The sequence below is a fragment of the Anabaena sp. PCC 7938 genome, from assembly GCF_049315035.1.
GTDB lineage: Bacteria > Cyanobacteriota > Cyanobacteriia > Cyanobacteriales > Nostocaceae > Anabaena > Anabaena cylindrica.
Window position 1 is genome coordinate 2,681,414 of sequence record NZ_CP186034.1, and the last position, 14,602, is coordinate 2,696,015.

At 35.5% G+C, this 14,602-nt stretch carries 15 protein-coding genes; 6 read left to right on the top strand and 9 right to left on the bottom strand.

Annotated elements, in window-relative coordinates; all coding sequences use genetic code 11:
- Nucleotides 1-308 precede the first annotated feature (308 nt).
- The 6 genes from ACOWPH_RS12280 to ACOWPH_RS12305 all read left to right on the top strand — a co-directional run bounded on the left by ACOWPH_RS12280 (nt 309) and on the right by ACOWPH_RS12305 (nt 3,662).
- Nucleotides 309-1,205, top strand: a complete 897-nt coding sequence (locus ACOWPH_RS12280) for a hypothetical protein (RefSeq protein ID WP_015215669.1) — start codon at nt 309-311, stop codon at nt 1,203-1,205.
- Nucleotides 1,202-1,921: a hypothetical protein gene (locus tag ACOWPH_RS12285; RefSeq protein WP_015215670.1), complete on the top strand. Its 720-nt coding sequence runs from the start codon at nt 1,202-1,204 to the stop codon at nt 1,919-1,921. The genes ACOWPH_RS12280 and ACOWPH_RS12285 overlap by 4 nt, the downstream gene beginning before the upstream one ends.
- 273 nt (nt 1,922-2,194) lie before the next feature.
- On the top strand, nt 2,195-2,431 hold the full coding sequence (locus ACOWPH_RS12290) for a DUF433 domain-containing protein (RefSeq protein WP_015080100.1): 237 nt from the start codon (nt 2,195-2,197) through the stop codon (nt 2,429-2,431).
- Complete coding sequence (locus ACOWPH_RS12295; RefSeq protein WP_015215671.1) at nt 2,428-2,778, top strand: DUF5615 family PIN-like protein; 351 nt, start codon at nt 2,428-2,430, stop codon at nt 2,776-2,778. Before ACOWPH_RS12290 ends, ACOWPH_RS12295 begins: the two co-directional genes overlap by 4 nt.
- A 249-nt stretch (nt 2,779-3,027) precedes the next feature.
- On the top strand, nt 3,028-3,312 hold the full coding sequence (locus ACOWPH_RS12300) for a toxin-antitoxin system TumE family protein (RefSeq protein ID WP_242043186.1): 285 nt from the start codon (nt 3,028-3,030) through the stop codon (nt 3,310-3,312).
- Nucleotides 3,309-3,662 (top strand): MarR family transcriptional regulator, encoded by a 354-nt coding sequence (locus ACOWPH_RS12305; protein WP_015215673.1) that lies wholly within the window; start codon nt 3,309-3,311, stop codon nt 3,660-3,662. Before ACOWPH_RS12300 ends, ACOWPH_RS12305 begins: the two co-directional genes overlap by 4 nt.
- A 471-nt stretch (nt 3,663-4,133) precedes the next feature.
- Here ACOWPH_RS12305 and ACOWPH_RS12310 read toward each other — a convergent pair whose 3' ends face one another.
- The 9 genes from ACOWPH_RS12310 to ACOWPH_RS12350 all read right to left on the bottom strand — a co-directional run bounded on the left by ACOWPH_RS12310 (nt 4,134) and on the right by ACOWPH_RS12350 (nt 14,541).
- Nucleotides 4,134-5,315: a glycosyltransferase family 87 protein gene (locus ACOWPH_RS12310; protein ID WP_015215674.1), complete on the bottom strand. Its 1,182-nt coding sequence runs from the start codon at nt 5,313-5,315 to the stop codon at nt 4,134-4,136.
- Between the two features lie 147 nt (nt 5,316-5,462).
- Nucleotides 5,463-6,329, bottom strand: a complete 867-nt coding sequence (locus ACOWPH_RS12315) for a class I SAM-dependent methyltransferase (protein WP_015215675.1) — start codon at nt 6,327-6,329, stop codon at nt 5,463-5,465.
- 84 nt (nt 6,330-6,413) lie between these two features.
- A complete protein-coding gene (locus tag ACOWPH_RS12320; RefSeq protein ID WP_015215676.1) occupies nt 6,414-7,469 on the bottom strand; it encodes a UbiA family prenyltransferase in 1,056 nt (351 codons plus the stop codon).
- An 88-nt stretch (nt 7,470-7,557) separates the two neighbouring features.
- Nucleotides 7,558-8,838 (bottom strand): ABC transporter ATP-binding protein, encoded by a 1,281-nt coding sequence (locus tag ACOWPH_RS12325; protein WP_015215677.1) that lies wholly within the window; start codon nt 8,836-8,838, stop codon nt 7,558-7,560.
- 3 nt (nt 8,839-8,841) lie between these two features.
- The gene (locus ACOWPH_RS12330; RefSeq protein ID WP_015215678.1) at nt 8,842-9,732 is read right to left on the bottom strand and encodes an ABC transporter permease; all 891 of its coding nucleotides are present in this window, start codon (nt 9,730-9,732) and stop codon (nt 8,842-8,844) included.
- The gene (locus tag ACOWPH_RS12335; protein ID WP_015215679.1) at nt 9,729-11,000 is read right to left on the bottom strand and encodes a glycosyltransferase; all 1,272 of its coding nucleotides are present in this window, start codon (nt 10,998-11,000) and stop codon (nt 9,729-9,731) included. The genes ACOWPH_RS12330 and ACOWPH_RS12335 overlap by 4 nt, the downstream gene beginning before the upstream one ends.
- Before the next feature lie 88 nt (nt 11,001-11,088).
- Nucleotides 11,089-12,297, bottom strand: a complete 1,209-nt coding sequence (locus tag ACOWPH_RS12340) for a glycosyltransferase family 4 protein (protein WP_015215680.1) — start codon at nt 12,295-12,297, stop codon at nt 11,089-11,091.
- Nucleotides 12,298-12,459: 162 nt separating this feature from the next.
- A complete protein-coding gene (locus ACOWPH_RS12345; protein ID WP_015215681.1) occupies nt 12,460-13,638 on the bottom strand; it encodes a glycosyltransferase family 4 protein in 1,179 nt (392 codons plus the stop codon).
- A 24-nt stretch (nt 13,639-13,662) separates the two neighbouring features.
- A complete protein-coding gene (locus ACOWPH_RS12350; RefSeq protein ID WP_015215682.1) occupies nt 13,663-14,541 on the bottom strand; it encodes a glycosyltransferase family 2 protein in 879 nt (292 codons plus the stop codon).
- Between the last annotated feature and the right edge of the window lie 61 nt (nt 14,542-14,602).

The following is a 14,602-nucleotide window of genomic DNA, read 5'->3' on the forward strand; positions in this document are numbered from 1 at the left end:
TCCGATGATAGAGTCAGCACAGCGCACAATTGGCGTAACTCAAGCCAGAGGTGCTTATACTCAAGTTTTGGGTATTAAACTACAATCATCTGATCATTGAACCAGTCCGCAGAATTGCGTAAGATAGATAATTGTGAAGCGATCGCTGCATAAAAAAGCATTAAAGTGGACAATGTTGTTATATTTTAGTTTTGAGTTGGGGGCGATCGCTTGCCGCGAAATTGTGCCGTTATACCAACAGCAATTGCTTTGATAATCTGCCTTTTTCCTTATCTTGTCACTAATGATAATAGCCTATAAAAAACCTCATGTATACAGAAGAGCAAATCAAAAATCTATTTGGAGATTCAACGGTACAATACATAAAAAATAAAAATACAGGAGGTGTTAGTAACAGTAAAGGTAACACTTACGAAAATATCTTTGCTATTTACAAAATATCCTTATTATCTAAATGCGTTTTAGAATGTAACAAAGAAATTTACTTATTAAGCCAATGTCTATCTTTTATTGATGACTTAATTATTGAACTTGTCTCAGAAAACTCGCTGCAACACTATCAACTTAAAAATAGTTCTGCTGTAACTTGGGGAACAGGAGAAAAATCAATAAATGACGACTTTAAAAAACAGTATGAATTAAATAAATCAATTTCTAAAGCATCAGAACTTGCGCTGGTAGTCTCTTCTTCAGAAATCCGAGATAAATTACAAACGAATATTCCCAATGATATTAAAAATTATAGCCAAGTTATTTACTTCTATTTTGCCGATAGCCTTCCTAAAATAATTGCTCAAGAACCTGATTTTAGACGTTCATTAGAGTATTTGTGTGCTTTTGATAATCCAGATCCAGATAAAATTGAATGTCTGGCTACAGTTTTACTTGGTGCTTGGGAAGCAATTAATAAATCGAAAGTATCTCTTATGGATATTCTCAAAAAAGCTCAACATTGCATCCCTTCATATATTCGTTCCTTTCAAGCAGAACTACAGCTAGACCCAGAAGTAATAGATATTTTTGATAAAATAGATAGTTTCACATATAATTTAACCAGAGGCTTTTTAAAATGGGAGTATTTCGACGGACTAAATGAAGGAACAATATCTTACAGTATCGAAACCACAAGGTTTCAAAAATTTCAGGAACTTATCAAAAAACATCACCCCACTTCCTTTGAAGAATTGGAGGTATTCTTGATATGACTAGACTATATTCAGATATTTGTAATCAAGATATTCAGCAATTACTGGAAACATTAGCCAATAAGAATGTTAAACCAGACCAATACAAAGACACTATGACCAAGATAGGGATGAATCTTGGTAATTTTCTACTATCTGAAATTAATGATAAAAATTCTGATGTATACCTAGCTTGTACCGTAGAAGATGCTGATTTCTTAGCTAAAGGTATAATGTTAACTTTAGAAGAAAATCTACATCATATTGGTTTTGCTTGTTTCTGGAATCAGCGATTTTCTCCTTTTGAAATAGAAGATTTAAAAGTAGCTCCTATTCTCAAGAAATATCAAGAACCTGCTCATGAGAAAGTTAAATATTTGATTGTAATTAAATCTATTATTTCTGGTGCTTGTGTAGTCAGAACTAACTTAGTTAACCTGATTCAAAAAATAGAGCCAGAGAAAATATTTATAGTTGCACCTGTCATTTATCAAAATGCAGAGCAAAAACTTAAAAATGAATTTGCAGAAAATATATATAATAAATTTAAGTTTTTCTACTTTGCTAAAGACGATAAACGCACCGAACAAGGTGAAGTAATTCCAGGAATAGGAGGTAATGTCTATTTAAGGTTGGGATTTGAGGGACAAGAGCATAAAAATGAATATATCCCCGAAATCGTGAAAATGAGACGTTCTCAATTTATCCGTCAAAAACAGGAAGTTCATCATACTTAATGATAATTCAATATCTGAATCAGGATTTACAAGATAAAGTGCGATCGCTCATAGGTTAGATTGATCAAGTGCGATAGCGAAGCGCTCCGCAGGAATCGCTCTTAGGTTGAGTTGACCAAAGTATGATCGCTCATAGGTTAGATTGACCAAGTGCGATCGCTAGGCGCGACCTAGGAATCGCGCAACGCTGATTTTCAGTTCGCTTTTCTCTATTGTCATAGAACTCGAAAAATCAAGTACAATTAATTTAGTGCCAACATAACATCTAATATCATGAATAACCTTCTATTAAATAGAATAACAATTAACCATGATATTTGTCACGGTAAACCATGTATTCGTGGATTGCGCTATCCGGTGGAAATGATCTTAGAACTTTTGAGTTCAGGCATGAATATTGATGATATTTTAGAAGATTATGATGATTTAGAATACGAAGACATTTTAGCGGTTCTCAGCTTTGCTACTCGACTCACTCAAGTTAAAAGTATCCTTCAATTAGTTTCATGAAATTCTTGATTGATGCTCAATTACCAATGCGAATTGCCAGTTTATTAGAGAACTTAGGTTGTGATGTTATACATACCAAAAATCTTCCTTTAAAAAATGCAACTCCAGATTCGGAAATCAACAAACTATCAATCCTGGAACAGAGAATTGTTATTACCAAAGATAAAGATTTTTTAGATTCTTTTTTAATCAAACAAGAACCTTATAAACTACTACTAATAACGACAGGTAATATTAGTAACAAACAAATTGAACAACTTTTTCTACAAAATATTACTCAAATAATCGAATTATTTTTGACGTATGATTTTTTAGAAATGACCAGAGATAGTTTGATTATTCATTAGTGCGAGTTCGCCTATTGGGGTTAAGTGCGAGCGGTGATTTTGTAGTGCGATCGCTCGTGGGTTGGATTGATAAAGTGCGATCGCGCTCACGTAGTGTTCCGCAGTAAAGCACGACCTAGAAATCGCCTTTTGGGGTTAAGTGTAATCAGCGAACTGACAAGTCAGCGCTTACGCTATCGCTCAACTGTGCCGTTCGGATCATAATATTGCTACTCGACAGAAGTTAAATATATTGCTACAATGCAATATATGAAGGCCACTCTAATCGCCAAAGCAAAAGAAGTTCATGACGACGGATCAATCGTCGAGGTTGTTATATGGGAATTACCAGAACCAATACCACCAAGCACACATAAATACAAATACAGATTATTTTACGGGCAGAATGGAAAATGTAGAATTCGATATGACAACGAACGCGGAAAAGGAGATCATAAACATATAAACTCACACGAAATAGATTACAAATTCACAAGCATTGATAAATTGCTTGACGATTTTGAAAAAGACATTGAAACCTGGAGTGAATCATGAAAGCAATTATTGAAGTAGCCAAAGGTGGTTCTGCAATCCGAGCCGCTCGTCAACAAATTAAAGACTCCGAAATTGGAAGGCCAGTAAATTTTAGACTTTCATTTGAATCTGCAAAATCACTTTTTAGCGAGCTAACGCCTGCTCGACTTGATTTGCTTGATACTTTAAGCAAAATAGAGCCATGCAGTATTTACGCGCTGGCAAAAACAGCCGAAAGAAACTATTCAAACGTACACACAGACGTAAATCGCCTGGAAGAACTGGGATTAATTGAACGGACAGAAGAAGACAAAATATCTGTACCGTTTGAATCCGTTGAAATATTCATGCCACTAGCGAAAGCAGCGTGAGAAATTGATAAAGTGCGATAGCGAAGCGCTCCGCAGGAATCGCTTGCTGGTTGACATAATTTGTGCGATTAGTGCAGAAAGTGCGATCGCTCTTAGGTTGGATTAATAAAGTGCGATAGCGAAGCGCTCCGCAGGAATCGCTATTTATGCCTTGACCAAGTGCGAAAAACCCAACAACACGCTAAAATTCTCATATATCTACAAGTTTTCGATGAAATAGTCACTTTTTTAAACAGCCGAAATCCTCATCATAAAGCTGTTGAAATTGGCAATCAGTTACTAGATAGATCAGATTTTATTCAACCAAGTATGGGAATACTTTCAAAAATATCACGATAAATCTTACTCTTGCACAGATTGTTTATCCTTCATTGTAATGCAAGATCGAAAAATTTCTACAGTCTTGACCTTAGATAATCATTTTCGTCAAGCAGGATTTAAAATCTTACCATCATAAGGACAAGGTATTATCTAATTGACATTATTCGAGTAATTATGAAATTGTTTTTGGTTAATTAAAAGGTAAAAGAAAGCAGCAATCCAAATTATACTTTGAAGAATTTTCGCAAATGGTAAATCCATAGATTTACCAGGAAGTAATAAACTCAAGAGAACCAAGATTAATATCAAAATATTTGATTTATTTGGCTTATGAAAAGCTAAACTTATTATTGCTAATAATACAAAAACTAACATCACATTATCATAAATTAAATGATAAGTACATAATCTACCCATAACAGAAGCAATAGCAAAGAAAAACAGTAGAGAATTATCCTTAAATAAATAAAAGATGCCTAAAATTATAGCAGTAGCAAGTACAGCTAAGAATATTGTTGCTACAAGTGGGTTAATACCAAAATTGGTAAAAATATTAATTGCCGAATATCCTGTACTAACATAATATTGTGAAACTTTCACCATTTTCTCAATCATATAAATAGGAGAAGTTTGGGTAACAATTCCAATGCTATAACTAGCAATAACTAGATAAAGACAGCAAGCCAATACAGCATCAAAATTTTTACGAATAATTACAATAAAAAAATACAGTGCCGAAATACTAGGTTTAACTAAAGCTAGTCCTAAAAACAAACCTGCTGATAAATTATGGTTTTTTTTCAATAGCCAAAACACCCCAATTAATAAAGCATTAATAATAATGCCATATTGACCAAGACCTAGAGTAGTAGAATGACTGCTAATTGATAAACAAGCAACTACTGTAAACCAGCTTTTTAATTTACCATAAGGTTTGCCAATTTGATATGCAAAAATGGCTAATATGACTAAGGATATAGTATTCAATAAAGCATGATACCAGCGCGTTAATTCCCAAGAAATAGGTGGGAAAAATATGAACCCTGTGAAAAAAGCCCAAGGTGGATATCCCCCAGATGTCACAGCACCTAGTTGGGGATCTATCAACAGCGAACCTTTGGTAATATCATAAGGATATAAACCTCGATATATATATTGTTGTTCTTGCCAACGAGAATGTAAATCTCCTGCACCAATTTCATCTATTATTAAGTAATAAAACCCTCTGAACAAATAAGCGAAACAGAGTAAACTCAAAACGAGTGACAGGCTAAATATAATTTTTGGAGGATTGAACTTTTTCAAAAAAACTGCAATTGCTTGGTTATTCATTGGAAAAAAATATTTGGCTCTACCAAACTTAGTAAGCGAAACTAACCAAAATAGAGAACTCTTAACAAGAAAAAAGGGTTTCAGTGTGTACTGAGTCTTGTATGGCTACTCCGCATAAGCTATCAATAATCAAATAGGAATCCTATATCAAGAGTTGAGATTGAGAAATTTGTGAACAAACCGCTTTAAAAAGTTGGCAGGACGAGCAGGTGCTAGTGGTAGATTATCAACAAGTGTTTCGTTTTTTTCAGTAGTAACATGAAGGGATTCAGTAGTGAACTGAGAGCAGATAGTGTCAAATAGTCTTTCCTTTTTAGCAGCGAGAATACCCCAGTAATAGCCATTGGCATATTCAACAATTTCCACGCTTTGGAAATATTTCTTAAACAGTTCAACCATGTATTCCATTTGCGGAACAAGCATATTATCATGGCGTTTACCACTAGCCTCAATCCAAGACCATATCACTCCAGTAACTAAGATTTTTCCTCCATAAGCTGGAGCATCTTCAGTTGCAACATAGGGAACATTTGTCTGTCCACTGTAGAGATTTTTAGAAGGATTACAAATAGGCATAAAACAAAAACCATCATCAGTCAACCAATGACATATATTTTCAATCAAAGTTTCAATTTCTGATATTGATTCTGCAAAGCTATAAGCCCACCACATTGAGGAGATAACATCCCATTCTCCTTTTTTAAACAGAGATTTATCTCTAAAATTACCTTGAATTAAGGGAATATCAGGATTTTTTCTCCGAGAAATATTGAGCATGGCTGGTGAGATATCTAAACCTGCTTTCTTTACTTCTGGAAAACAACTGAGATAGTACCCTGTACCACAGGCAACATCTAACCAACGAGCTTCAGTACCTTTCTCACTCAAAAGCTGTGTTAATATTTTTAGTTCATGCTTTGTTTTTGTCTGGGAATGAATGTCCGTTAGAAATGCTTCATTATAAGCCTCTGCATAGACTTCATCATAAGTTTCTAGCACTTGTTCAATTTTCATCTTTACCTCTGCTGAAATTTGTTTTTATATGACAAATTATATGCTGTAACTAGTCCCTGAAATTAATTATCAGGTGCTACTGAATTACAATTTAACATGGCTGTTGTGATTACGAAATTTGTTAGGAATTTCCCATCTTAATAAACCCCAGAAATCTTTCATCCACCACCATATGCGTGAATAGTAAAATAATAAGTGAAATCCCAAAATAATTAAATTCGTAGGATCTTGACAACTGGACAAAGCCAGGAAGCTCAAGGGATAGAACACATCGTAGTATTCAAATAGAAAAAGTCTGTGTTTATTAGTAGGTTCAATAATGACAATTGATAATTTCCAGAAGTAGTATCTGAGGAATTCTGTGAAAAAATAAATGCCTATAAAAATCCAGCCGAAAACATTATTAGAAAGCAGTAATATTACCAGCAGCGATAAAAACTCAATTGGGAAAACAACCCATTTACCAAGTCTTTGCAAAGTTTGTTTAGAAGTATTGACAGCAAATGTATTAATACCGGCAAGATGATCATTCTCAAAATCAAGTATTTGATGCCAAAGAATGCTCCTCAATCCTAATGCAAATGCCCAAATAGCAATCATCGTTAGCCATGTTGCGGATAGGGGCTTATCAGTATTGTGAGCAATTAAAAATATGGACAATATTTGCGGTACAAGACTTTCTCCCATTGCAATTGCTAACCCCCCCCAAATACCCCGGTTTTTCAGACGGATAGGTGGTACTGAGTAAACAGTGAAGAGTAGCCAGTTGCCTATGTAAAAGCACAACGCTAGAGGGACTTGAATTAGTAGTCCTGAGACGATAAGACCTAGTACGATACAACCAATCATAGCCAAAGCTATGAGGAATTTAGATCTCCCTATAAAGTAGTTTGCTTTGCCACTGATTTGATCTTCTTCTTGATCACATATATTGTTAATTAAACTCGCGTAGCTTGCACCAATCACTAAAGCAAACAGGAGAAATAACAGCGTACTCCAAAGCGAAATTAAAGATATGTTGAGAATTGCCGCCGTAGCATAAGCAGTTCCCAAAACTGGAGCCAGTTTGTATGACCACCATTCTTTCGCTCGAACGAGTTTGATAAGCTGTTGAAAACGATTTAGGGTTTGTTGATTCATGAAGACAATCCTGTCTACATCAAGGGTTTATGAATGAAATTAGATTTTTGTTTGCTACTTCAAATAAATATTAGTTTCCCAAAAGCTTTTACTTCCATTCGGTAGGAATATGGAATAGGTATTTATAACTTCTAGCAAAATTTATTTCGAGATTATTGAATCCTTTTACTTCAAAATAGAATGGCTTTTCTTGGTATCCTTTCATGCCTAATATATCATAAGTACCATTTTCTACTATCGCTACTTTTAATTGATATTTTCCTGGCAAAAGTGGTATTTTATCTACCACGCAATAAAATTTATTTTGTCCTTTTTTGAGTTGATAACATTCCTCACCAAACTTCCCGTTCATCATTGCCATTGGAAATAGTTCATCTTGCCCTAAAGAAAAATGAATCATCACGGGATAGCTATGAACTTGTGAATTGCAAATCATCTGAAATTGAACTTTACTTCCTGGAGTAATTTCTTTTCCATCTACGGCAGTTATTTCCACTTGCTCAATTTCTACTAAGCCAAATTTTTCTCCAGGTAGTAAATCTTCATCTATTTGTTGGGTAACTTTCTCGCTTTCAATATTTAATGAAACTGGATGAGAATCATTTTCTTTTGCCTGCATCAATTCAGTATATGTGTAAATTATTTGATCAGGTTCACCAGAGTCATAAACTTGTCCTTGCTCAAAAATAATTACACGCTGACAAAGAGATTGTATTTGATACATTTCATGAGAAACCAGTAATATTGCTCCACCATTTTTAATATAGTCCCGGAGATAATTCTGAAACCTCTGTTGAAAGCGAATATCTCCGCCTCCTAAAGCTTCATCTATAATAAAAACGTCTGGTTGTAATTGAGTATAAATAGAAAATCCTAACCTCAGTCGCATTCCTGTACTGTATGTACCGACAGGTGCATCAATAAAGTTTTGAATACCTGAATAGTCAATAATATCATTAATCTTATTTTTGATGAGGTTCTCACTTACTCCGTACATTGATAATAGATTATATATATTTTCTCGCCCCGTTTGAAAGGAATTTAATCCAGCTTGACCATCTATCATAATAACTCGATTAGTATGCCATATAACCTGACCCAGCGTAGGGCGTAAAATTCCCGTGATTAAGTTAACTAATGTACTTTTGCCAGCACCATTATGTCCAATTAACCCTAGAACTTCACCTGCTCTGAGTTGTAGATTGACATCATAAATAGACCAAAATTCACCAGGTCGTAGACAATTTTCTCCTTCTGGTTTGCGGCGAAATTCCCAAAAAATATCTTTGATTGTGTAATTGAGTGATAACGTGGGATCACGACAAAATCGTTTTGATAAATGCTTTGTTTCTAACAGGATTTTTTTCATAATTTAATTAAGCGATCGCTCGATTATATAAGGTAAGCATAAACGACAAAATAACCAGCTTACTAAAAGCAATATTATAGTCATGGGTAGTAATATGAATAAAGCTAAAATATTGACTGTACCCACACCATAAGCTAGAAATCTTGTCCCTTCAAATAGATAGGTAAGTGGATTTAATTGATGTAAAGAATAAAGCCAATTCCCTGGTTGCATAGCTACAAACACAGGAGTAACAAGAAATAGAACCCAAGGGAAAAACTGCATGACATTTTCTAAATCCTTACTTAAAGCATTCCAAGGAGCTAATAATAAACCCAATCCAGAGCCGAAACTAATAATTGAGGCAATACCCAAGAAAGCGAGAGGGAATGTCAAAGCAGGAGAAATATTAAAAACTAAGAGAATAGCAATCAACACTGGCAGACGCATCAAGAAGCCAAAGGTGGATTCTGCCAAACCAGCCATCATGATAGCTTCTAGGGGAATTTTTTGTCTGACCAATAAGTGAATATATTGATTAAGTGAAACGCGCTGAATATTTAAAGCTTCCAGAAACGTTTGCGCCATAATTAGCCCAAAGATACCATAAACTTGTGGTGGAACTGTACCTGCAATTAAAATAGAAATGCCATCCCTCTGTCCCAATGTCAGTAAAATTGCTATTAACGCTGAAGGTACAAATGCCCAAAATAGCCCAAGAGACGAATAACGATAACGCTGGGCTATATTTTGTAAAAATAGCCGTTTAGCAAATGCTGATGATGAGCGTAAATCTAGCCATGCACCTATCAGAAATCCTCTGATTGAAAATAGCTGACTCCTACCACTGTTAATCTTCACAAAACCAGACAAATCACTACTAATTTCATCAGTCTGAGAAGGACGCAAATTCATGTTCTTGCTCCTTTATGTGCAGAATTAACTTCCAGAGTAGATAGTTGCAGCAACTTATCAGCAAATAATCTCTCTGGGTCTTTAGGAATCTGCTTGCGAATAGATATGGATGCTTGCGTACCCATATTTTCCCATTCATCAGAACGCTGCCAAGCTCGTTCTAAAGCTTCATCAATCGCAGCAAAAGAAGTTCCCTTGGCTATAAAACCTGTGATATTATCCTCTAGCACTTCTGGAATTCCTCCCACATTCGTTGTAATTGCTATCCGGCCACACATCATTGCTTCCACCAACGTGATCGGCAATCCCTCTGCACGGGAAGGTAAAATTAAAGCATGATAATCTTGCCAAACACTCTCAATATTCTCCACAAAGCCTGGAAAATTTACATTTTTTAAACCTAATAAATTTGCCATATCTATTAAAGTGTCTCGATTAGCACCTTCCCCAAAAAATGACACTTGTAAATTGCGGTACTTCCACTTTTCCTGAGCTAAAACCTCTAAGAGAATATCCTGGCCTTTATCTACTAACCACAAACGGCCAACACAAGCTAATTTAAAACAATTATCTTTAATTTCTGGCCAAGGTAAAGATTCGGTGGCAGATGTTAGATAGGGATTTCTGACAACTTCTGCATGGGAAAGACCTTGACCTAACTGCATCTGAGTTAAAAATAGATTATGCTCAGAAACAAAAAAACAGCGTTTTGCTTGTTGAAATACTTTTCGCATCATGGGACGTAAAGCATCAACTGGCCAGATATGATGACTTGCTTTGTGAGAAAGCATCACATAGGGTAATTTAAGTTCCAGACAAATATCTCCATAGTTTAATCCATCAAAATTATCTCCTTGGGAAATTACCACCAAAGAAGGTTTGATTCGTCTCAAAGTCTGTAATATAAAAGTTCGCTGTGGGTCTGTGTGAATAAAATACCAGCTTGCCGGTAGAGGTAAAAACTTCAGTAGTCTAACTAGATGGTATATACATTTGAAAACAAAATGTTTTATCCCCATCAAACGTAAAGAATTTAGAGCAATCACCTTAACTCCAGCAGCTTGTAATTCTAAAATGCGGGGATGATCACTAATTTGTAATTTGAAGACATGAACTTCATGTCCTTGTTGCTTTAGGTATTTAGCAGTTGCTGCTAAAAGTTCTTCACTACCACCCCACACATCAAAACAAGAGCTAATAAATACAAAACAACCAACCTGTGTGGGATAAGAATGGTTATTGATGGTGCGGATAGTTTCTGTTAACATTAAAGGCTAAAAAAGTGGATGATTTTCAAAAAATATAGGTTGGACTATTGCAATCACGATGAGTTAATGTGTTCTGGAAAGAAACTTGCTATAACAGTTCAGAACTTTGGCATAATTGCACCAACTTATCTGCAAATACCTGTTCTGGCTGGGGTGGAATCAGCTTGCGAATAGATATAGATGCTTCCTTGCCAATATTTTCCCACTCATAACGACGTTGCCAAGCTCGTTCTAACACTTTGTCAATTTCTTGAAAACAAGCACCGGCAGCTATAAAGCCAGTAACCTCATCTTCTAAAATCTCTGCCATACCTCCTACATCTGTAACAATTCCTGGTCTACCACACATCATTGCTTCCACTAAAGCTATGGGTAAACCTTCTGCACGAGAAGGCATAATTAGGGCATGATGATGATACCAAATATTTAAAATATTGTTGACAAATCCAGGGAAACTCACATTTTTTAGTCCCAAAAGTTTGGTCATATCTATCAGTGCATCTCGATCAACTCCCTCTCCGAAAAAAGAGATATGTAAATGACGATTTTGCCACTTATCTTGAGCTAGAACTCTTAATAATACATCTTGCCCTTTATCTAAAATCCACAACCGTGCAACACAAGCAATTTTAAAATAATCATTTTCTGGTTGGGGATAAGGTAATGCTTCTGGAATTATAGCTTGATGGGGATTTCTGACAACTTCCGCATTCGTCAAACTGTAGCCTATTTGAGCTTCTGTTAAGGATAAATTATGTTGGGAAACAAAGAAGCAAAACTTTGCTTGTCGATACACATCCTGCATTATTTGACGTTTTATTCCATGTGGCCAAACTGGGTCTGATGCTTTGTGACTAATAATGATATATGGTAAATTCAGTTCCAGACAAATTTTAGCGATTTCTACACCATCATAATTTTCTCCTTGAGAAATTATGACTAGAGATGGTTGTCGGTTTTTGAATAGCCGATGGTTATTTTTATATTTGAACAGTTTTATGGTTTTTACAAAAAATTGAATATTGATCAAAAAGCTTAACTTACGAAGCACTTGAACTAAAAAATGAATATTTTTTACCTCAATTCCATCTGCTTTTAATTCTTGAATGTGGTTATTTTTGGGGACGCGATTCTTCAAAGCATGGACTGTGAAACCTTGTCTTTTTAAATATCTAGCCGATTCAAACCATAGTTCTTCACTGCCACCCCAGTATTCACAAGAGCTAATAAAAATGAATGTCAAAGACTTATTAAGCTGTCTGACAACTATTGGATTGGGAGAAGGAAATGTTAACATTGATTGCCTGATTGGATTTTTTTTAATAGAATATCATCAAAATGTTTGGGAAATTGGTTAATTATCAAATAGATAGGTATTTTGGTATTAGCTGAATACTTAATATAGGAAATAAGTAAAAATTTCAGTTTATCTGCTTTAATAAGCTAGAAAATTCCAGTCTCAAATTATACATAAATTCTGATATAATTCTAAAAATTTATCTACATAAATGTCTTGACTATAGTGAGTTTTAGCTACTTCTCTTGCTTTTTTACCCATCTGTTCTGCTAATTCCCGATTTTGTAATATCCGCAACAAGGCAGCAGCTAAAACTTGATAATTTCCCGGTGGCACTATCAAACCTGTTTCATTATTTTGAACAATCTCCGGCAAACCACCAGAGGCACTAACTATAACTGCTGTTCCGCGTATCATTGCTTCAATGACAACCGTACCAAACGGTTCTGGCCAAATAGAGGGAACTACCTGTACCCAAGCTGTAGAGAATAATTTCTCTATCTCCAATCGTGACATTAATCCAGGCATAAAAACATTGGCGGTAATATTTAAGTCAATGATCTGTTGTTTTAAAACTTCTTTTTCTGCTCCATCTCCCACTAGCAATAACCTGGCTTCTGGTATCTGATTGACTACGAGAGCGATCGCTTTTAATAATACCTCTGCTCCCTTTTCTTTTACTAATCGTCCGGCAAATGCTACTGTTGGCGGTAATGTCAGGGGAGGACGTTGGGGTTGAATTGGTGTACCATGCCAAACTATCTCGACGGAATTTATACCTGCCCCCATTAAATGCTGTTTTACGGCTTGACTAGGGGCTACAAATAAGTTGAAGGCATTACTCCAACGTTGCCACAATTTCATTTGTATCATTAATGGCAACCAATCCCATAAAGGTAAGCAATGATTCTGATAACAAGGCATACCCATTTTTACTTGGCAAGCTGTTCCGTTAGGTAGGATTTTAGTCCCAGTGGGACAAATAGACCGATACCAAACTGCATAGTAAAGACTTGGTACATTTTTGAGTAGAGGTAGTATTAAGGGTGAAAGTTGAGTTAAAAATATCGTTACGTGAACTACATCAGGTTGAAATTCTGCTAGGACTTGTCTTAATTTTCCAAAAGCCCAAAAGTTAGCTGTTTGCAGTAATGTCCGAAAACTAGATGTTGTGCCAAAACAACGATAATCAGCTTGGCTTTCGGCATTCATAGGACGGGCAGAACTGGCAAATAAACGGGCATCATGACCACGCGATCGCAATCCATCTCTAAGTGCAATAGTTAGTATTTCAGCCCCTCCTGTTGGGGTAGCATAGTCAGTAATTAACAGAATTTTCATGGATATTTTCTAAGTTATTGTCAACTAAAAATTTGGTAATTTTGTTCTCAAAAAACCCCCAATATTAGCTAATTGCGAAATAAATAATAAGCCGGAAATTAAAATTTTGGATATAATTTGGTATTTTGTCGTAAATGGGTAAGCTAGTAGCTGCAAGTAAAAGCGCAATGGTTCAAATTTCAGGGATGTTTGATTACGTCGAGAGCGAATCTGATGAAAGTAAAATGCACCACAACCATAATTAAAATGCTGCCGCCAAAATTTCGTTAAATTGAGATCATGGGAATGGTATATGATTGCCTGGGGAACATAATATAAAGAATATCCATGAAATAGCCAGCGATCGCAAAACTCCCGATCCTCAGCCGCAGCTAAGGGAAAATTAATATCAAATTGTCCTACTTGGTTAAATAATTCCCTAGAAACAGCAAAATTATTAGACGCGAAAAACTGAGCTTGAGAAAAATTTATATTGTAATAATCGTAGATATAATCAATGAGTAATTGACTAGCTGTGGAGTAAGGGTTGTTTGGCAAACCGTTGATGGTTTTTCCCCCTAAAAGAGTATTTGGTTGCTTAGAAAAGGCATTTTCGAGGGCTGAAAACCAATTTGGATCGAGGGTGCAGTCATCATCAGTAAATGCTAAATATTGCCCTTTCGCTAAGTTAGCACCTGCATTCCTCGCTTTAGCAGGACCGGAGTTAGTTTGTCGGATTAAACTAATATCAAACTCGTGTTCATAGGAACTCACTAGGATATGAAGAGGATGATTGCTGCCATCATCGACAATAATAACTTCAAAATTCTCTCGTGGGTAATTGATACGAGTTAGGGAATCTAAACAATTTTTTAATCGTTCAGTACGATTGTAGGTGGGAATGATAATTGAAAATTTGTACATACACAACTGATTATTATGAAAAATGGTAAGTATTCAACTATCAGTAATCAGTAATCAGCCA